Here is a 19,080-nt window from a genome sequence, read left to right on the forward strand (position 1 = left end):
GTGACCGTTGTCGAGTTGACGGACACCGCCGGCCGAAGCAACGGTTTCAAAGCCACAGCGCTGTACAAGTCACCGGTCGACGGACGATTTAAGCGTCGGTCCCGACTCGGCCGCACGCGCGCCATCGCGAAGCAGAACCTTGAGACGTACCTCGAGAAGCTCGCTGGGCTCGGCGTCGACTCTCTCGAGGCAACGACGTCCGACGACTCGCTCAAGCCCGGCGACACGGTCGCGAAACTTCTGGCTGTCGCACTCGATTACAAGGCTCAAAGAGGGGTCGCAGAGCAATCTATGAAGCGTTACCGCTCGTCAGCACGTCATATCGAGCGCTCGCTCGGCCGATGGCGTATCGACGAACTGACCGTCGGCCGCGTCAACAAGCTCATGCGGGAACTGTCAGACCGGGCGACCGCAGCGCGCAACGCCAAGATTCTGCTTTCGGAGATGACCGAGCTCGCGCATGCCGAGAGAGCGCTCGCTAGCGACCCCATGCTTGGCGCGATCACCCCGAAGATGGCAAGGAAGGATGCCGAGGATATCGTCATTGTCCGCCCACAGGAGGCGACGGAGATCTTCCACGCAATCGCGAACTACCGCCAAGGGCCGGGAGTACCAGGGCGCCGACTGGACGGTCAGTTGCTCGATCTCTTTCAGCTTCAGGCAGGCTCGGGCCTTCGCATTGGCGAAGCACTCGCTCTTCGACGCAGCTCAGTCCTGCCGCCGACCGCCAGGCAGCAGGAATGGCGCGTAAACGTGGTCGCGACGATCGTCGACGCTAGGGGCGAGGCGAAGCACCAGGATGGGAAACTCAAAACGAGTTCGAGCGCACGGAACATCCCGGTCACGGGCTGGGCTGGGCTGGGCTGGGCTGGGCTGGGCTGGGCTGAGAAGCCTCTGCAACGGCGACTCGCAGCAACGTCAGGCGCCTCCGCCGATTCACCGCTGTTCCCGAGCGCTCGTGGCACCTGGCGGTCCCCGAACAAGTTCGATTCGCAATGGCGGGCGATCCTCAAGGCACATCCAGAACTCCCGCGAATAACGTCTCACGCGTGGCGCCGAACGATCGCGACCGCCGTCGAAGAAGTCTCGGAACGTTATGCGAGGAAGTTGCTCGGCCATAAGGTCGCCAGAGCCGGCGAGGACGAAACACTCCACAAGCACTACGTGCGGCGCGGCCGGTTCGTCGAACTGGATAAGCGCGCAATGAAAGCGATCCGCCGCGCCACCATCGAGCGGCCAGCGAAGGAGCAAGCGGCCAGCTGGTACCAAGACGCCATTCAGAAGCCCGTCAGAGCAAACGCTCTGCGGCCTTCTGGCGTTTCACTAGGTATCACTCCATGCCACGGAGCATCTACCGCTATTTCGCACCTATTTTGCATTCGACGCGATCCCGGTCCCGGGAACAGAACACCGCCCGACCGAAATCCCCGGTCGGGCGGCGTAATCTGCTCCCCCACTTGGACTCGAACCAAGAACCTATCGGTTAACAGCCGATTGCTCTGCCAATTGAGCTATGGAGGATCACTGCGCGTTCGGCAGCGTCGACAATCCTAGCAAAGCCGCGGCCGGACTCCCAATCGAGGCCGGCCCCGGCACACGCCCCCTTCGAGGGGTCACGCACCCGGTCCGCGGTCGAGGTCGTCGATGATCGCGTGGCCGCCGTCGAGCGCGCCGGCAAGCGCCTTCACGTACGGGTGGTGGGGGTCCTCGAGCACTTCGTCGATCGTGCCCAGCGCGACGACCGCGCCACGGTCGAGGACGGCGATGCGGTCGGCGACCCGGCGGAGCACGGGCAGGTCGTGCGAGATCACGAGCGCCGCGAACCGTTGCGACGCGCGGAGCTCGGTGATGACCTGCGCGACCACGTCGCGGACCGTCAGGTCGATGCCCGCGGTCGGCTCGTCGGCGATGTAGAGCATCGGGCCGAGCACGAGCGAGCGGGCGATCGCGACGCGTTGTCGCTGGCCGCCGCTCAGCTCGTACGGGTAGCGGTCGAGCATGCCGAGCGGCAGCCGGACCGCATCGACCAGGGAGGCCACGCGCGACGTGAGCGCACGCTGATCGTAGTGCCGATCGCGGGCGAGGATCGGTTCGGCCACGAGCTCGGCGACGGACCGGTCGGCCGGCAGCCTCGCGGCGGCGTCTTGGGGCAGGTAGCCGACGTGGAACTGGTGTTCGGCGAGGCGCCGACGAGACATCCGTCGCCCCATGCGGCGACCGAGCACGCGCACCTCGCCGCCGGTGACGACCGGCCGCACCTCCGCGTCCTTCGGGTCGAGGTACGCGCCCGAGAGCACCTTCGCGAGTGTGCTCTTGCCGCTGCCCGCGCTGCCGAGCACGCCGACCACCTCGCCCGGCGCGAGCCGGAACTCGATGCCGTGCAGCGCGACGTGCGCCTCGGATGCGCCGTGCGCCGGGTACTCGACCGAGAGGTCGCTCAGCTCGATCGGATGGCCGTGGGCGGGTGTACGGTGCATCAACCAGCTTCCTGAAGGCGGTGCAGCTCAGCTCGGCGCCCCGCCTGGGCGACCGGGTCGGGCACGGGCAGGCTCGCGAGCAGACGCTGCGTGTACGGATGCCTCGGCGAGCCCAGTACCTCGGCGCCGGTGCCCTCCTCGACGAGTTCCCCATGATAGAGCACCGCGATGCGGTCGACGAGGAGGTCGACCACGGCGAGGTCGTGACTGATGAACAGCGAGGCGAAGCCGAACTCGCGCTGCAGCTCGCCGAACAGCTCGAGCACCCGCGCCTGCACCGAGACATCCAGCGCCGACGTCGGCTCGTCGGCGATGAGCAGCTCGGGCTCGAGCGCGAGCGCCCGCGCGAGGCTCGCCCGCTGACGTTGCCCGCCCGACAGCTCGTGCGGATACCGGTCACCATAGGCGCGCGGCAGCTGCACCGCCTCGAGCAGCTCGTCGACGCGGGCGCGTGCGCCGGAGGCCGAGTCCGCACGACCGTGGATGATCAGCGGCTCGGCCACGCACTCGGCGATCGTGAGCAGCGGGTTGAAGCTCGAGGCCGGATCCTGGAACACGAAGCCGATGCGGCTCCTGACGGGCCGGAACTCGCGCTCCCGGATGCCTCGCATCTCATGTCCGAGCACCTGGAGCGAGCCGTTCGTCACGCCGGTCAGCCCCGCGATGGCCCGGCCGATCGTGGTCTTGCCCGACCCCGACTCCCCCACGAGACCCAGCACCTCGCCGGGGCGGATGACGAAGTCGACTCCCTTCACCGCCCGGAAGCCCGCCCGGCCGAACCGGCCCGGGTACTCGATCTCGAGCCCCCGCGCCTCGACCACGGGCGCCTGCTCGGCCCAGCCCTCGGGCCGCTGCGCGGCGCGCTCGGCCGCCCGGGCGACGCCGTGCCCCACGTACGGGACCGACGCGAGCAACTGCTTGGTGTACTCGGCCTGCGGTGCCGAGAACAGCGTGCGGGCGTCGGCCTGCTCGACGACGTTGCCCTGGTACATGACCGCGACCCGGTCGGCGAGGTCGGCGACCACGCCCATGTTGTGCGTGATGAGCACGATGGCGGTGCCGAACTCGTCGCGCAGCGTCCGCAACAGGTCGAGGATCTCCGCCTGCACGGTCACGTCCAGCGCGGTCGTCGGCTCGTCGGCCACGATCAGCCCGGGATCGAGGACGAGTGCCATCGCGATCACGATGCGCTGCTTCTGCCCGCCCGAGAACTGATGCGGGTAGTGGTCGATGCGCTGCTCGGGATCGGGGATGCCGACGCGGCGCAGCACGTCGATCGCCTTGGCGCGCGCCTCCTGCTTCGAGACGTCGCCGTGGGCACGCAGCCCCTCCATGATCTGCCAGCCCACGGTATAGACCGGGTTCAGCGCGGTCGACGGCTCCTGGAAGACCATGGCCACATCGGTGCCGCGGATCTCGCGCAACTGCGCGAGGTCGAGGCTGATCACGTCGTGCCGTCGCGTGCCCTCGCGGTTCGCGAGGATGACCGCACCGTTCGTGGTCGCGGTCTCCGGCAGCAGCCCCAGGATCGTCTTGGCGGTGACGGTCTTGCCGCTGCCGGACTCGCCGACGATCGCGAGCACCTCGCCGCGTTCAACGTGCAGCGAGACGTCGTCGACCGCCTTCACGGCGCCGGCGTCGGTCGCGAACGACACGCCCAGGTTCTCGATGCTGACGATGGGGCTCATCGCTTGACTCCGATTCCGTGCTCGTCGAACGTCTCCCCGGGCTCCAGCCCGTCGATGCCGCCCGGGCCGGCGACGAGGGTGCCACCCGGCACCACCGAGGTCTCGGCGACCTGGCCGGCGGCCTGGGCGACCCGTCGGCGACCGCGCAGGCGCGGGTCGGCGAGGTCGTTCAGGCTCTCGCCGACGAGCGTGATGCCGAGCACCGTGAACACGATCGCGAGGCCCGGGTACAGCGCGGTCCACCAGATTCCGCTCAGCACGTCGGACTGCGCCTTGGAGAGGTCGTATCCCCACTCGGCCGCGGCCGTCGGCTCGATGCCGAAGCCGAGGAACCCGAGTGCCGACAGCGTCAGGATCGCCTCGGACGAGTTCAACGTGATGATGAGCGGCAGCGTACGGGTGGCGTTGCGGAACACGTGCTTGAACACGATCCGCCCGTTCGAGGCGCCCAGCACCTTCGCCGACTCCACGTACGCCTCGGCCTTGATGCGCACCGTCTCCGCACGGATCACGCGGAAGTACTGCGGGATGTAGATCACCGTGATCGAGATGGCGGCGGCGAGCACACCGCCCCAGAGGCTCGACTGTCCGCCCGAGATGACGATCGCCATCACGATGGCGAGCAGCAACGACGGGAACGCATAGATGGCGTCGCTCACGACGACGAGCACCCGGTCGAGCCACCCGCCGAAATAGCCGGCGTACAGGCCGAGCGCGACGCCGATGAAGATCGACACCACCACGGCGACGATGATCGTGAGGATGGCGGTCTGCGAGCCCCAGATCACCCGCGACAGCACGTCGTACCCGCCGACGGTCGTGCCGAACCAGTGCTCGGCCGACGGCGGCTGCTGCGAGCCGAAGGACTCGCCGTCGGCGCTGCGCTGCGCGAACCCGTACGGCGCGAGCAGCGGTGCGAAGATCGCGGCGAAGATGAAGATGCCGAGCATCACGAGGCCCGCGACGAGCATGCCGCGCTGCAGCCCGACGCTCTGCCTGAGCTGGTGGACGACGGGCAGCCGGTCGACGAGGCGGCGCTTGGGCGCCGGAGCTGAGGTGGCGGTCATGGTCAGTACCTCACCCTCGGGTCGACGAACGCCGCGATGATGTCGACGAGGAAGTTCGTGACCGCGACGATCACCGCCAGCAGCGCCACGATGCCCTGCACGGCGACGAAGTCACGCGACTCGAGGAAGCGGGCGAGGATGAATCCGAGCCCCTTCCACTCGAACGTCGTCTCGGTCAGCACCGCGCCGCCGAGCAGCAGCGCGATCTGCAGCCCGATGACGGTGATGATCGGGATGAGCGCCGGCCGGTAGGCGTGCTTTCGCAGCAGGCGCGACTCGCGCACACCCCGTGAGCGCGCCGCATCGACGTAGTCGGTGTTGAGCGTGCCGATGACGTTCGTCCGCACGAGCCGCAGGAAGATGCCGGCGGTCAGCAGGCCGAGCGCGATCGAGGGCAGCACCGCGTGCGCGAGCACGTCGCCGAGCACTTGCGGGTCGCCCGTCATGATGGCGTCGATCGTGTAGAAGCCGGTGCGGTTCGGCAACATCTGCATCGCGATCTCGGACTCGACGTCGGAGCGACCGGCGACCGGCAACCACTTCAGCCAGACCGAGAAGATGAGCTTCAGGATGAGCCCGGCGAAGAAGACCGGGACCGCGTACCAGTAGATGGCGAGCACGCGGAAGATCGCGTCCTGCGGCTTGTCGCGGTGATACGCCGCAAGCAGGCCGAGCGGGATGCCGACGGCGAACGCGACGATGAGCGAGTAGAAGACCAGCTCGAACGTGGCGGGTCCGTACGTCATGAGCACTTCGAAGACGGGCCGGTTCGTGGTGAGTGTCGTCCCGAAGTCGAGGACGACGATCTGGCCGAGGTACTCGAGGTACTGGACGAAGATCGGCCGGTCGTACCCGGCTTCGGCGCGGAGCTCGGCGAGCTGTTCCGCGCTCAGCCGACCGCCCTGTGCCGCGGTGATGGGGTCGCCCGTCAGCCGCATCAGGAAGAAGACGAGTGTGACGAGGATGAAGATGGTGGGGATGATCAGCAGGAATCGGACGAGCAGATATCGTCCGAACCCGCCACCGGCGGCGCGCGACCTGGCCCGACGTGGGCCTTGCGGCCCCTCGGTGGTCGTGAGCGCATCGACTGCGGTCATGGGTTCCTCAGCTTGCTTGGGACAACAGCGTGCATGGGGCGGGGGCGACCCGCGTGAGCGGGCCGCCCCCGTCATGGAGTGGGTTCGACTCTAGTCCGCGCCGGTCACCCCTTCGAGAGTGCGGCGTAGCGGAACTTGAACGACGCGTCGAGCGTGTCCTCGGCACCCTGCACGTCGGTCCCGACCACGGCGACCTGGGCTCCCTGCATGTACGGGATGGTCGACAGATCGGCTGCGACCTTGTCCTGGATCTCCTCGATGAGCGCCGTGCGCGCCGCCTCGTCGGCGGTGACCGCCTGCTCCAGCACGAGGTCGTTCACCTCGGGGTTGTCGTAGTGGTTCGACAGGAAGTTCTCCGTGAGGAAGAACGGCGTGAGGTAGTTGTCGGCGTCCGAGTAGTCGGGGAACCAGCCGAGCTGGTACGCCGGGTACAGGTCGGCGACGCGGTCCTCGCTGTACTGCACCCACTCGGTGGACTGCAGGTTGACCGTGAACAGGCCGGACTCCTCGAGGTTCTCCTTGATGATCGCGTACTCGTCGGAGGATGACGGGCCGTAGCGCTCGGAGACATACTGGATCGAGATGTCGAGGGGGGTCTCCACGCCCGCGGCGCTGAGCCGCTCCGCGGCCTTGTCGGCGTCGGGCGCACCGTTGCCGTCGCCATACAGGCCCTTGAGCGACTCGTTGGCGCCGGTCAGCCCCTCGGGGACGTAGGAGTACAGCGGCGTGAAGGTGCCCTTGTACACCTCCTCCGAGATCGCGTCGCGGTCGATCAGGTCGGCGATCGCCTGGCGCACGGCAAGCGCCTTCGCCGGGTCGGCCTCAGCCGTCGTCGCACCGAACGGCATGGTGTTGAAGTTGAACACCAGGTACCGGATCTCGCCGCCCGGACCGTCGACGACCTTCACGTTGTCGTTGCCGCGGAGGTCTTCGACGTCGGTCGCGCTGAGGGTGCGGTGCGCGACGTCGATGTTGCCCTCCTGGACGTCCAGCTTCAGGTTCGAGGCATCCGTGTAGTACCGGACGTTGACGGTGTCGGTCTCGGCGGCGCCGAGCAGGCCCTGGTAGTCGGCGTTCGCCGCGTACGACACGAGCTCGTTGAAGTTGTAGTTCGTGATCGTGTACTGGCCGGCGAACGCGTTGCCGTCGACGATCTCGTCGTCACTGGTGACCGAGTCGGCCGAGAAGACGTCTTCGTCCACGATCGGCCCGGCAGGGCTCGACAGGATCTGCGGGAAGATCTGGTCGTTCGGCGACTTCAGGTTGAAGACGACGGTGAGATCGTCGGGGGTGTCGATCGACTCGAGGTTGTAGAGCAGCGACGACGGCCCGTTCGGGTCAGCGATGGCGAGCTGGCGATCGAACGTGAACTTGACGTCGGACGACGTCAGCTCGTTGCCGTTCGCGAAGGTCAGCCCCTCTTTGAGCGTCACGGTGTACTGGTTCTCGGAGGTGAACTCCGCCGACGCCGCGATGTCGGGTTCGACGTCGGGGCTGCCGTACGGCGTGTTCAGCAGGAACGGGTAGACCTGGTTCATCACGGCGAACGAACCGTTGTCGTACGAGCCGGCCGGGTCGAGCGAAGTGATCTGCTCGGTCGTGCCGATCGTGAGCGAGTCGGCGGAGCCGCCGCCGTCATCTCCGCCACCGCCGGCGGTGCAGCCGGCGAGGGTGAGCGCGGCCACCGAGAAGCCGGCCACCGCGACGAATGCGCGGCGGCCCTGGAATGCGGACGTCATCTGCGTCTACCTCTTCCGTTTGGGGAACGAGCGCGCGGACGAGAGCGCCGGCGCTTTGGTCGATGTCCCAGATGTAGCACGGCTGCGCAGCATCGGTGGCATTCAGCCCGTTCGAGCGTCGGAGTGTTTATCGAAGTGCAACGTTGCCCGCAGAATGTGCGCGCAGATGAGCATGAAGCGGAGAAGGTTCGTCGGCTTCGCCGGGCTCATGCATCCTCGGGGCCCAGCGAGCGGCGCTCGCGTTCGAGGTCGACGAGTGCGCGCTGGATGGTCGCGAAGGTCTCGCGGTCTCCGGGATCGGTGCGTTGCAAGCGCCCGAGCAGCTCGCGCTTCTGCCGCAGCAGCTCGCGCTCGACGAGCGCGGTCAGCACGCCGCGGACGTATGCGGTGAGCACCGCCTCGCTGCTCTGCGGCACCGGCGCGACGACGAGCTGGTGCACGATGCTCGCGTAGGGGGCCGGCACCTCGGCGACGACACGGTCCACGCTCAGCGCACCGCCCCCGGCGAGCACCGACGCGACCCCGTCGCGCACGACCGCGAGCGTCTCGTTGCCGAACCGGGTGTCCGTCGCCTGCGCGAGCAGTTCGACCCCGGCCACGTCGGGGAACTGCAGCATGGCCTGCAGCGCGTCACGTTCCAGCCTCGTCGAGGGGTCGGCGGGGAGGTCGGTGATCGAGAACGGGCGCGCAGGAACCTCGGCCGGCCGATCGCGGTCGGCGGGCGCGCCGGGCGCGGAAGGCGCTCCGGATGCCTCGTTCCCGCGCCGGTCGCCCGACTCGCGTGCGCGGCCGCTCTTCGCTCCGCGCACCGCACGCTCGACCTCGGCCAGCTCCATGCCGAGCATGCGCGCGAGCTCGCGCGTGTAGCCGGGCCTGAGCGACGCATCACGGATGTCAGCGACGGCGGGCGCCGCGGCGCGCAGGGCGCCCACCCGGCCCTCGACGGTGTCGAGGTCGAACCGGGACAGCGTGTGCCGGATCACGAACTCGAACATCGGCGTCTTCTGCTCGACGAGCGTACGCACGGCGTGGTCGCCGCGCGCGAGCCGCAGGTCGCACGGGTCGAGACCGTCGGGCGCGACCGCGACGTAGGTCTGCGCGGTGAACCGCTGCTCGTCGGCGAAGGCGCGCATGGCCGCCTGCTGACCCGCCGCATCGCCGTCGAACGTGAAGATCACCTCGCCGCCGGCGTCGTCGCCGAGCACCCGGCGCAGCACCCGGATGTGTTCGACCCCGAACGCCGTGCCGCAGGTGGCGATCGCGGTGGTGACGCCCGCGACATGGCACGCCATGACGTCGGTGTAGCCCTCGACGACGACCACACGGTGGTTGCGCGAGATGTCGCGCTTGGCGAGGTCGAGCCCGTAGAGCACCTGCGCCTTGCGGTAGATCGCGGTTTCGGGCGTGTTGAGATATTTGGGGCCGTCGTCGTCGTCGAGCAGCCGACGGGCACCGAAGCCGACCGTCTGCCCGGTGACATCGCGGATCGGCCAGACGAGCCGGCCACGGAAGCGGTCGTACACGCCGCGCCCCTGCGACACGAGGCCGGCTGCGGCGAGCTCGTCGACGCTGAAGCCCCGGCCCTTGAGGTGGTTGGTGAGACGATCCCAGCTCTTCGGCGCGAATCCGACCCCGAAACGGCGTGCGGCCTCGGCGTCGAACCCGCGCTCACCGAGGAAGCGGCGGCCGGGATCGGCCTCGGGGGCCACGAGCTGCTCGGTGAAGAACTCGGCGGCGGCCTGGTTCGCCGCGAGCAGCCGGGCGCGGTTGCCGTGGTCTTGGGCGGGCCCGCCGCCCTCTTCGTAGTGCAGCTGGTAGGCGATGCGGCCCGCCATGCGCTCGACGGCTTCGCTGAACGAGACGTGGTCGATCTTCTGCAGGAAGGTGTACACGTCGCCCGACTCGCCGCAGCCGAAGCAGTGGTAGTAGCCGAGCTGCGGGCGCACGTTGAAGCTCGGGCTGCGCTCGTCGTGGAACGGGCAGAGGCCCTTCAGCGCTCCGACGCCGGCCGACTTCAGGCTCACGTGCTCGCCGATGATGTCGGCGATGTTCGTGCGAGCCTTGACCTCTTCGACATCGCTCTGTCGTATCCGGCCCGCCATCCTCACATCCTACGGTCGCGGGCGGGTGCGCCGGGCAGCGTGGTCATCGCCGCGTCACCGCCGCGTCATCGCTGCACGAGCCGCTCGTACCACGCGAGCGCGGACTGATCGGTGAGACTCGCGACCTGGTCGACGACGACGCGCTTCCGGGTGGCATCGTCGCCGGCGGCACGCCAGTCTTCGGCGAAGCCGGGGTCGAGCTCGGCATCGCCGGTGGCGAACAGCGCGTCGGCCAGCGCGGTCAGCACCTGGCGTTGCTGGTGGTAGATCGGCTGCCGGGTGTTGCGGCTCATCACGAAGGTCGCCACGATGCCCTTGAGCACCGCGATCTCGGCCTGGATGCTCCGTGGCACGACGACGTCTGCGTCGAATCTGATCAGGGTCGCAAGCGGGAAGGCCGACCGGGTCGCGTCGGTCGCGGCGTGTGCGAACCGCCCGATGAGCTGGCTCGTGAGGTTCTTCAGCTTCGCCTGGTCTCGCCGGCTGCCGTCCCACGTGTCGATCCAGACGTCGAGCGAGTCGAGCCGATCGAAGGCCGCCATGAGCTCGTCGTCGGGGATGGACCCGCCGATCCACTCGGACATCGAGGCCACGAGCTCGTCGTGGTCGACGCGCGCCCCGAGCGCGGCCACGTCGATGTACCCGTTGACCACGGCGTCTTCGAAGTCGTGCACCGAGTACGCGATGTCGTCGGAGAGGTCCATCACCTGCGCCTCGATGCAGAGCCGCCGCTCGGGCGCACCGGCACGCAGCCAGCGGAACACCTCGACGTCGTCGTGGTAGAACCCGAACTTCTGCCGGCCGGACGGGTCGGCAACGCCCGACGCCTCGGGCCACGGGTACTTGCAGCTGGCGTCGAGGCTGGCGCGCGTGAGGTTGAGACCGTAGCTCCGCCCATCGGGGCCGAACACCTTCGGTTCGAGGCGGGTCAGCAGGCGCAGCGTCTGTGCGTTGCCCTCGAACCCGCCGATGTCGGCCGCCCAGGTGTTCAGCGCTCGCTCGCCATTGTGGCCGAAAGGTGGGTGGCCGAGGTCGTGCGCGAGGCACGCGGTGTCGACGACATCGGGGTCGAGCGCGAGGTTCGTCGCGAGTTCGCGACCGATCTGCGCCACCTCGAGTGAGTGCGTCAGCCGGTTGCGCGCGAAGTCGAGTCCCGCGGTGGGGCTCAGCACCTGCGTCTTCGCGGCGAGCCGGCGCAGCGCGCTCGAGTGCAACAGGCGCGCACGGTCGCGCGCGAAGTCGCTGCGGCGGGAGGAGTGCTCTTCGGGCAGGCGGCGTTCAGCGTCGGCGTCACCGTAGTCGCCGAACAGTCGTTCACGCATCTCAGCCGCCGCTCGTGTCGAGTTCGGCGTCGACGAGGGTCACCCGGTCGTGCCCGGCCAGCTCTTGCGAGTCGAGCCATTTGTCGGGCAGCGCGGGCTGCTTGGGCGTACCCGCCCGCCCGCGCGGCCCTTCGGCACCCTCACCCGGGTACGGCATGGACCAGTCGAGCGTCGCGAGCAGATCATCGAGCGCGGCGAGCGACTCGACGGTCGCGAGCTTCGCGCGGAGCTCGCCGCCCACGGGGTACCCCTTGAAGTACCAGGCCACGTGCTTCCGGATGTCTCGGCAGCCGCGCTCTTCGCTGTCGAAGAACTCGGTCAGCAGCTCGGCATGCCGCCGGAACGTGCGGGCCACCTCGCCCAGGCTGGGCCGGTACGTGACGGACTCACCCTTGAAGGCCGCCGCGAGGTCACCGAAGAGCCAGGGCCGCCCGAGGCAACCGCGCCCGACGACGACGCCGTCGCAGCCGGTCTCGGCGACCATGCGCAGCGCGTCGTCGGCCGACCAGATGTCGCCGTTGCCGAGCACCGGCACACTGGTCACGGTCTCTTTGAGCTTGGCGATCGCCGACCAGTCGGCCTGGCCCGAGTAGAACTCGGCGGCGGTGCGCGCGTGCAGCGCGACCGAGGCGACGCCCGCACCCTCGGCGATGCGACCGGCCTCGAGGTAGGTGAGGTGATCGGCGTCGATGCCTTTGCGCATCTTGATCGTGAGCGGCACGTCGCCGGCCGCCTTCACCGCGCCCTCGACGATGTCTCGGAAGAGGCCGCTCTTCCAGGGCAGCGCCGCGCCGCCGCCCTTACGGGTGACCTTGGGCACGGGGCAGCCGAAATTGAGGTCGATGTGGTCGGCGCGGTCTTCGGCGACGAGCATGGTGACCGCCTCGGCGACGGTCTTCGGGTCGACGCCGTAGAGCTGGATCGACCGCAGCGACTCGGACTCGTGGTGCGTGATGAGCCGCATCGACTCGGGGGTGCGCTCGACGAGCGCACGGCTCGTGATCATCTCGCTGACGTAGAGGCCGGCGCCGAACTCGCGGCAGAGCCGCCGGAAGGCGGTGTTCGTGATGCCGGCCATCGGCGCGAGCACGACGGGCACGTCGAGTTCGATCCCGCCGATCGTGAGCGGGCCGGGGGTGGCGGTGGTGAGTGACATCGGGTCCGATTCTCCCAGATTTCGCGCGCCGTCCCGGCAGCCGGCGGGCCGACTGTGCGTAGGATTCGACGAGGCGGACCTGTGGAGGACGAGATGGCGGATGCGGCGACGGGCGTCGAGCGGGTGCGGGCGGATGCCGCGGCACGAGGCCTCGAGGTCGAGGTCATCGAGCGGCCCGCTGCGCGGAGCCTCGAGGAGGCCGCGAGCCTGCTCGGCATCTCCCCCGGCGACATCGTGAAGTCGCTCGTCGTGAAGCGCAGCGACGACACCTACGTCTTCGCGCTCGTGCCCGGTGGTCGCAAGATCAGCTGGCCCAAGCTCCGCACGCTCCTCGGCGTCAACAAGCTCCAGCTGCCGGATGCCTCGCTCGCACTCGCGGCGACCGGCTACGAGCGCGGCACCATCACGCCGCTCGGCTCCACGACGGCCTGGCCGGTGGTCGCCGACGAGACCATCGCCGGCCGTCGCGTCTCGATGGGCGCCGGCGAGCACGGCCGAAGCCTCTTCGTCGACGCCGACGCCCTCATCGCCGCCTTCGGCGCCACCGTCGCCGACATCACCGACCCCGAGTAGCCCCTCGTCCACACCGCTCGGACCGAGTCCCGCGATGGAGGTCGTTTCTCGTGTTGGAGGTCGGAACGAACCGACCTCCGTCACGAGAAACGACCTCCAACGTGAGCTGGCCGGATCAGGCGGGCGGCTGGGTCCCCCGGATGAAGCAGACGTCGTCGGTGCAGACCATCGCCGCGGGGTCGCCGGTCACCATGGTGAACGGGGTGGCCACCGCCGCCTGCCCCGAGGCATCCGTCACCGCCGCCTGCCCCGAGGCATCCGTCGCCGGTTCGACCGGCGCGCTCACGCGGCGCTCCCCTCGCGCTCGCCCGCGACCTGCGTGATCGCCTGGCTGAAGACCTCGGCGGGCTGGGCGCCCGAGATGCCGTACTTGCCGTCGAGCACGAAGAACGGCACGCCGTTGATGCCGTAGGTGCGCGCCTGCGCGATGTCGGCCTGCACGTCGGCGGCGTAGCGACCCGACTCGAGCGCCTCGCGCGCTTCGGCACCGTCGAGGCCGACCTCCTCGGCGAAGCCGACGAGCTGGTCGATGCGGTTCACCCGGCCGCCCTCGACGAAGTAGGCCTTGAGCAGGCGCTCCTTCAGCTCGAGCTGCTTGCCGTGCGCCTTCGCGAAGTGCAGCAGCTCGTGCGCCTTGAGCGTCTTCGTGTGCGCGACGAGCTCGAAGTGGTAGTCGAGGCCCGCGTTCGCGGCGACGCCCGTGACGTGCTGCAGCATCTGCTCGACCTGCGCGACCGGCATGCCTTTCACCCGAGACAGGTACTCGACCGTCGAGCCCTCGAAGTCGAGCGGGGTGTCGGGCGACAGCTCGAACGAGTGATACTCGATCTCGATCTCGGGCGCGTCGTCGCCGAGCGCCGCGATGCCCGCTTCGAGGTGGCGCTTGCCGATGTAGCACCACGGGCACGCGATGTCAGACCAGATGTCGATTTTGATCGGTGAAGTCACATCTGCTCCAACCGCACGGATCACGCGCTGATTCCCGCTCGTCAGCGAATTGTCAGCTGCAAAGCCAATATACTGGTCGCATGCGTTCCTTCATCCTGGACACGACCCGCCGTTCCGCGCTGTGCTCGCTGGCCGTCGCCGCGATCGCGATCGGCGTGATCGGCGGATCGGCCTCCGCCCCGGCCCACGCCGCACACGGGTCGGGGACCACCGCCACGGCCGGCAGCGAGCCGTGGACCTTCGTCGCGTGGCAGAGCACGCTGCGGCCGAACACCGAAGAGGCCATTCCCGCCTACACCTGCCCGGACATGCTTCCCTTCCTGGTCGACGAGCGAACGGACCCGAGCGCACCGCGCGGGGTGACCGTCATCAAGGACCCCGACATCCGGGTGATCCTCGGCAGCGAACCGGTGACCCAGAGCGGATACGTCACCGGCTGGTCTGCGGACGCGCGCCGGGCGAAGGCGCTGCACTACGACCCGACGCTCGAGGCGGGCGACCAGAAGGTGCTCATCACGGCGACCTGCACGAACGACGTCACTCGGGCCTACCGCCCCTGATCAGGCCGGCGCCCCGCCCGCCGCCGCGCCCGGCGTGTCGACGGCGCCGCCGAAGCGGCGGTTGCGGCTCGCGTACAGCTCGATCGCGCGCCACAGGTCGACGCGCGAGAAGTCGGGCCAGAGCGTATCGAGGAAGACCATCTCGGCGTACGCCGATTGCCAGAGCAGGAAGTTCGACGTGCGCTGCTCCCCCGAGCTCCGCACGAACAGGTCGACGTCGGGCAGCTCGGGCACATAGAGATTTCGCCCGATGAGCTTCTCCGACACCGCCGACGGTCGAATTCGCCCCGCCGCCACGTCATCCGCGATGCGGCGCACCGCATCGACGAGCTCGTTCCGCCCGCCGTAGTTCACGCACATGGTGAGCGTGAGCGTGTCGTTGCCCGCCGTGAGCCGCTCGGCGTACTGCAGCTCCTCGATGACCGACTTCCAGAGCCGGGGCTTGCGCCCCGCCCACCGGATACGCACCCCCCACTCGTTCAACTGGTCGCGGCGTCGGTGCAGCACGTCGCGGTTGTAGCCCATGAGGAAGCGCACCTCGTCGGGGCTGCGCTTCCAGTTCTCGGTCGAGAACGCGTACACCGACAGGTGCTTCACGCCGGCCTGCACGGCACCCGCGACGACGTCGAGCAGTGCGGCCTCGCCGGCCTTGTGCCCCTCGATGCGAGTCAGCCCCCGACGGTTCGCCCACCGCCCGTTGCCGTCCATGACGACGGCCACGTGCTCAGGCACGGCACCCTTCGGCAGCACGGGCGGATACAGCCCGGTCCAGTCGAGCGGGCGATAGGGCACCGCGTCCTTGTGCGTGTACGGCTTCGGGCTCACGTCGATGCGGATTCTCTCGTCACGTGCGGCAGCGAGCGGAGACCCCGCTCGAGATGCCACTGAGTGTAGGCGGCGACGATGCCGCTCGCCTGGTTGCGGTCGCGATCGGGCGCGGCTTCGGCGTGCGCCCAGTCGCCGGTGAGCAGCGCACCGAGCAGACCGATCGTCGCCCGGTCGATGCGCGGCGACCCGGGCGGCGCGCACGCGTCGCACACGATGCCGCCGAGCTGCACGATGACCGCCGTGTGCTCGCCCTCGCGACCGCACCTGGCGCAGTCCTGGAAGCTCGGCGCCCAGCCCGCCAGCGCGAGCGAGCGCAGCAGGTACGAGTCGAGTGTGAGCGTCGGGCCGTGCTCGCGACGCGAGAGCGAACGCAACGCACCCACGAGCAGCAGGTACTGCTGCAGCGACCCCTCGGCCTCGGTCACCCGGTCGGCGGTCTCGACCATCGCGTTCGCCGCGGTGTAGGCCGCGTAGTCCTGCGAGATCTCAGCGCCGTACGACCCGAGCGACTCGGCCTGCGTGATGACGTCGAGCGTGCGGCCCTCGTACAGCTGCAGGTCGGCGACCATGAACGGCTCGAGCCGCGCGCCGAACTTCGACGCCGTGCGCCGGACCCCCTTCGCGACCGCGCGCACCTTGCCGTGCCGGCGGGTCAGGAGCGTGACGATGCGGTCGGCCTCACCCAGCTTGTGGGTGCGCAGCACGACGGCTTCATCTCGGTAGACCGGCACCCCTCGATTCTCCCACCCGCCACCGTCGGTCGCGGCGCACGGCGCGTCGCGCGCGACGCAGCACGGCGCGACGAGCGGATGCCTCGGCGGCACGCGTGCGCGGGCGCCCACGCGTGCCCGCCCGCGCACGGGCTAGCACCCTGAGCACTCTCGCGCGGCGGCGCGCCCGGAGCATCCGTTCATGCTTCACTGAGTGACGTGGACGCCGCGCTCTTCACCATCCCGCTCTGGCTGGACCTGACGGCGGTGGCCATCGGCGCCGTCCAGGGCGCCATGTTCTCCGCGCGGCTCACCGAGCGGCGCATCGACCTGCTCGGCATCGCGCTCATCGGCATCATCGTCGGGCTCGGCGGCGGTCTGCTGCGCGACCTGCTGCTGAACCAGTTGCCCGCCGCGATGTCGAGCAACTGGTACCTGCCGATCGCGACCGCCGCCGCGCTGCTCGGGATGCTCCTCCTACGCGTGTTCACCCGGCTGAACGGCCTCATCATCGCGCTCGACGCGATCACGATCGGGCTGTTCGGCGCGATCGGCACCTCCAAGGCGCTCGCGGCCGGGGTTCCCGTGATCCCGGCCGTCTTCGTGGGGGTGGTGTCCGCCGTCGGCGGATCCATCCTGCGCGACGTGGCCCTGAACCTGCCGATCGCGCTCATGCACGTCGGATCGCTCTACGCCGTCGCCGCGACGGCGGGCACCGTGCTGCTCGTCGCGCTGTCCGCCGCGGGCGTGCCGCTGGTCTACGCCGCCATCGCCTGCGTCGTGGTCACGACGCTCACGCGCCTCGGTTCGGTGCGCTACGGCTGGAGCCTGCCCGAGCAGCGCGCGCTCGGAAGCTGGCCGAGGTGGCGGCGGCGCTGACCGCCGCCACCCCGGATCGGGTCACGCCGACTCAGACGAGCGCCGCCTGGCGCCCGGCACCGGCCGAGCTCGATGCGCGGAGCGCGCGGTTCACGGCCGACACGACGGCCTTCAGCGACGCGGTCGAGATGTCGGCGTCGATGCCCACACCCCACAGGACGCGGCCGTCGACCTCGAGCTCGACGTACGCGGCCGCCTGCGCCTCGCCGCTCGCCGCGAGCGTGTGCTCGACGTAGTCACGCAGCTTGACGTCGACGCCCTCGGCGCTCAGCACGTTGAGGAACGCCGAGATCGGCCCGTTGCCGTTCGCGGCGCGCTCGATGCGCTCGTCGTGGTCGCGCAGGCCCACCTGCACGTCGACGACCCCGTCGAGCGCGCTCTCGGTGCGCAATGAGAGCAGTTCGAACCGGCCCCACTTGTCGTCGGGCCGATGCTGGGGCGCCGGCAGGTACTCGTCGGTGAAGATGTCCCAGATCTGCTCGCTGGTGACCTCACCGCCCTCGCTGTCGGTCTTGGCCTGCACGACGCCCGAGAACTCGATCTGCAGCTTGCGCGGCAGATCCAGCGCGTGATCGGTCTTCAGCAGGTAGGCGACGCCGCCCTTGCCCGACTGCGAGTTCACCCGGATGACCGCCTCGTACGATCGGCCGAGGTCGCGCGGGTCGACCGGCAGGTAGGGCACCGCCCACTCCAGATCGTCGACGGCGACGCCCTCGGCCTCGGCGCGCGCAGCCATGGCCTCGAAGCCCTTCTTGATCGCATCCTGGTGCGAGCCGCTGAACGCCGTGTAGACGAGATCGCCCGCCCACGGGCTGCGCTCGTGCACGGGCAGCTGGTTGCAGTACTCGGCCGTGCGCTTGACCTCGTCGAGGTTGGAGAAGTCGATCTGCGGGTCGACGCCCTGCGTGAACAGGTTGATGCCGAGCGCGACGAGGTCGACGTTGCCGGTGCGCTCGCCGTTGCCGAACAGGCAGCCTTCGATGCGGTCGGCTCCCGCCAGGTAACCGAGCTCGGCTGCGGCGATCGCGGTGCCGCGGTCGTTGTGCGGATGCAGCGAGAGGATCACGTTCTCGCGATGCGCCAGGTGCCGGCTCATCCACTCGATCGAGTCGGCGTACACGTTCGGCGTGGTCATCTCGACCGTCGCCGGCAGGTTGATGATCACCTTGCGCTCGGGCGTCGGCTCGAACACCTCGATGACCTGATTGCAGACGTCGACCGCGAACTCGAGCTCGGTGCCCGTGTACGACTCGGGCGAGTACTCGTAGTAGACGGTCGTGCCCGGCACAGTCGATTCCAGCTCGCGGCATGTGCGCGCGCCGTGCAGGGCGAGGTCGATGATGCCCTGCCGGTCGGTGCGGAACACGACCTCGCGCTGCAGCACACTCGTCGAGTTGTACAGGTGGACCACGGCCTGCTTCGCACCCCGGATGGATTCGTACGTGCGCTCGATGAGGTGGTCGCGCGCCTGGGTCAGCACCTGGATGGTGACGTCCTCGGGGATCGCGTCGCCCTCGATCAGGCTGCGCACGAAGTCGAAGTCCGTCTGCGATGCCGACGGGAACCCGACCTCGATCTCTTTGTAGCCCATCTTCACGAGCAGGTCGAACATGATCCGCTTGCGTTCGGGGCTCATCGGGTCGATCAGGGCCTGGTTGCCGTCGCGCAGGTCCACCGCGCACCAGCGCGGTGCGACCTCGATGCGCTTCGACGGCCAGGTGCGGTCGGGCAGGTCGACGCGGATCTGTTCGTGGTACGGCCGGTACCGGTGCACCGGCATCGACGAGGGCTTCTGGGTGTTCTCCATGGTGTGCTCTTCTCGCTTCGTGGGGGGTTCAGCCGACGACGAACTCCGCAGCGAGGGAGGCCTGAGATCTAGGACTCGCTGCGGCAGCTAAGGAGGAGAAGCCCGCGGAACACGATTTCAGGGTAGC

General features: G+C 69.2%; 16 protein-coding genes and 1 tRNA gene. 3 read left to right on the forward strand and 14 right to left on the reverse strand.

Annotation, left to right across the window (positions count from 1 at the left end; genetic code table 11):
* Positions 1 to 1,448: 1,448 nt before the first annotated feature.
* From QU602_RS10580 to dusB, 9 genes are all read right to left on the reverse strand, one after another.
* Positions 1,449 to 1,521 (reverse strand) — tRNA-Asn (locus tag QU602_RS10580).
* A 92-nt stretch (positions 1,522 to 1,613) separates the two neighbouring features.
* Entirely contained in the window at positions 1,614 to 2,477 is an 864-nt protein-coding gene (locus QU602_RS10585) for an ATP-binding cassette domain-containing protein (RefSeq protein WP_308796409.1), read from the reverse strand.
* On the reverse strand, positions 2,477 to 4,165 hold the full coding sequence (locus QU602_RS10590; RefSeq protein ID WP_308796410.1) for an ABC transporter ATP-binding protein: 1,689 nt from the start codon (positions 4,163 to 4,165) through the stop codon (positions 2,477 to 2,479). Before QU602_RS10590 ends, QU602_RS10585 begins: the two co-directional genes overlap by 1 nt.
* Complete coding sequence (locus tag QU602_RS10595) at positions 4,162 to 5,232, reverse strand: ABC transporter permease (protein WP_308796411.1); 1,071 nt, start codon at positions 5,230 to 5,232, stop codon at positions 4,162 to 4,164. Before QU602_RS10595 ends, QU602_RS10590 begins: the two co-directional genes overlap by 4 nt.
* Before the next feature lie 2 nt (positions 5,233 to 5,234).
* A complete protein-coding gene (locus QU602_RS10600; RefSeq protein ID WP_308796412.1) occupies positions 5,235 to 6,329 on the reverse strand; it encodes an ABC transporter permease in 1,095 nt (364 codons plus the stop codon).
* Positions 6,330 to 6,433: 104 nt separating this feature from the next.
* A complete protein-coding gene (locus tag QU602_RS10605; RefSeq protein WP_308796413.1) occupies positions 6,434 to 8,068 on the reverse strand; it encodes an ABC transporter substrate-binding protein in 1,635 nt (544 codons plus the stop codon).
* Between the two features lie 206 nt (positions 8,069 to 8,274).
* Positions 8,275 to 10,170: a DNA primase gene (gene dnaG, locus QU602_RS10610; protein WP_308796414.1), complete on the reverse strand. Its 1,896-nt coding sequence runs from the start codon at positions 10,168 to 10,170 to the stop codon at positions 8,275 to 8,277.
* Positions 10,171 to 10,235: 65 nt separating this feature from the next.
* Positions 10,236 to 11,492 (reverse strand): deoxyguanosinetriphosphate triphosphohydrolase, encoded by a 1,257-nt coding sequence (locus tag QU602_RS10615; RefSeq protein WP_308796415.1) that lies wholly within the window; start codon positions 11,490 to 11,492, stop codon positions 10,236 to 10,238.
* Between the two features lies 1 nt (position 11,493).
* Entirely contained in the window at positions 11,494 to 12,648 is a 1,155-nt protein-coding gene (gene dusB / locus QU602_RS10620) for a tRNA dihydrouridine synthase DusB (RefSeq protein WP_308796416.1), read from the reverse strand.
* Between the two features lie 93 nt (positions 12,649 to 12,741).
* Between dusB and QU602_RS10625 the strand changes: the two genes are divergently transcribed.
* On the forward strand, positions 12,742 to 13,221 hold the full coding sequence (locus QU602_RS10625) for an aminoacyl-tRNA deacylase (protein ID WP_308800150.1): 480 nt from the start codon (positions 12,742 to 12,744) through the stop codon (positions 13,219 to 13,221).
* 115 nt (positions 13,222 to 13,336) lie between these two features.
* Here QU602_RS10625 and QU602_RS10630 read toward each other — a convergent pair whose 3' ends face one another.
* Positions 13,337 to 13,507 (reverse strand): hypothetical protein, encoded by a 171-nt coding sequence (locus QU602_RS10630; RefSeq protein WP_308796417.1) that lies wholly within the window; start codon positions 13,505 to 13,507, stop codon positions 13,337 to 13,339.
* Positions 13,504 to 14,169, reverse strand: a complete 666-nt coding sequence (locus tag QU602_RS10635; protein ID WP_308796418.1) for a DsbA family oxidoreductase — start codon at positions 14,167 to 14,169, stop codon at positions 13,504 to 13,506. The genes QU602_RS10630 and QU602_RS10635 overlap by 4 nt, the downstream gene beginning before the upstream one ends.
* An 80-nt stretch (positions 14,170 to 14,249) precedes the next feature.
* Here QU602_RS10635 and QU602_RS10640 point away from each other — a divergent pair, with 80 nt between their 5' ends.
* Positions 14,250 to 14,729 carry a hypothetical protein gene (locus tag QU602_RS10640; RefSeq protein ID WP_308796419.1) on the forward strand — a complete coding sequence of 160 codons (480 nt, stop codon included), beginning with the start codon at positions 14,250 to 14,252 and terminating at the stop codon, positions 14,727 to 14,729.
* Here QU602_RS10640 and QU602_RS10645 read toward each other — a convergent pair whose 3' ends face one another.
* Both QU602_RS10645 and recO read right to left on the reverse strand, forming a co-directional pair.
* Positions 14,730 to 15,554 carry an isoprenyl transferase gene (locus tag QU602_RS10645; RefSeq protein ID WP_308796420.1) on the reverse strand — a complete coding sequence of 275 codons (825 nt, stop codon included), beginning with the start codon at positions 15,552 to 15,554 and terminating at the stop codon, positions 14,730 to 14,732.
* Positions 15,551 to 16,288 carry a DNA repair protein RecO gene (gene recO / locus QU602_RS10650; protein WP_308796421.1) on the reverse strand — a complete coding sequence of 246 codons (738 nt, stop codon included), beginning with the start codon at positions 16,286 to 16,288 and terminating at the stop codon, positions 15,551 to 15,553. Before recO ends, QU602_RS10645 begins: the two co-directional genes overlap by 4 nt.
* 198 nt (positions 16,289 to 16,486) lie before the next feature.
* Between recO and QU602_RS10655 the strand changes: the two genes are divergently transcribed.
* A complete protein-coding gene (locus tag QU602_RS10655; RefSeq protein ID WP_308796422.1) occupies positions 16,487 to 17,146 on the forward strand; it encodes a trimeric intracellular cation channel family protein in 660 nt (219 codons plus the stop codon).
* Between the two features lie 31 nt (positions 17,147 to 17,177).
* Here QU602_RS10655 and leuA read toward each other — a convergent pair whose 3' ends face one another.
* On the reverse strand, positions 17,178 to 18,953 hold the full coding sequence (gene leuA, locus QU602_RS10660; RefSeq protein WP_308796423.1) for a 2-isopropylmalate synthase: 1,776 nt from the start codon (positions 18,951 to 18,953) through the stop codon (positions 17,178 to 17,180).
* Positions 18,954 to 19,080 lie beyond the last annotated feature (127 nt).

This window comes from Agromyces protaetiae (assembly GCF_030866785.1).
Lineage (GTDB): Bacteria > Actinomycetota > Actinomycetes > Actinomycetales > Microbacteriaceae > Agromyces > Agromyces silvae.

Excerpts from the sequence above, each read along its gene's own strand:
- QU602_RS10590 (WP_308796410.1), bottom strand. The coding sequence starts at position 4,165 with ATGAGCCCCATCGTCAGCATCGAGAACCTGGGCGTGTCGTTCGCGACC.
- QU602_RS10640 (WP_308796419.1), top strand. The coding sequence starts at position 14,250 with ATGCGTTCCTTCATCCTGGACACGACCCGCCGTTCCGCGCTGTGCTCG.
- QU602_RS10595 (WP_308796411.1), bottom strand. The coding sequence starts at position 5,232 with ATGACCGCCACCTCAGCTCCGGCGCCCAAGCGCCGCCTCGTCGACCGG.
- dusB (WP_308796416.1), bottom strand. The coding sequence starts at position 12,648 with ATGTCACTCACCACCGCCACCCCCGGCCCGCTCACGATCGGCGGGATC.
- QU602_RS10585 (WP_308796409.1), bottom strand. The coding sequence starts at position 2,477 with ATGCACCGTACACCCGCCCACGGCCATCCGATCGAGCTGAGCGACCTC.
- leuA (WP_308796423.1), bottom strand. The coding sequence starts at position 18,953 with ATGGAGAACACCCAGAAGCCCTCGTCGATGCCGGTGCACCGGTACCGG.
- QU602_RS10600 (WP_308796412.1), bottom strand. The coding sequence starts at position 6,329 with ATGACCGCAGTCGATGCGCTCACGACCACCGAGGGGCCGCAAGGCCCA.
- QU602_RS10615 (WP_308796415.1), bottom strand. The coding sequence starts at position 11,492 with ATGCGTGAACGACTGTTCGGCGACTACGGTGACGCCGACGCTGAACGC.
- QU602_RS10605 (WP_308796413.1), bottom strand. The coding sequence starts at position 8,068 with ATGACGTCCGCATTCCAGGGCCGCCGCGCATTCGTCGCGGTGGCCGGC.
- dnaG (WP_308796414.1), bottom strand. The coding sequence starts at position 10,170 with ATGGCGGGCCGGATACGACAGAGCGATGTCGAAGAGGTCAAGGCTCGC.
- QU602_RS10625 (WP_308800150.1), top strand. The coding sequence starts at position 12,742 with ATGGCGGATGCGGCGACGGGCGTCGAGCGGGTGCGGGCGGATGCCGCG.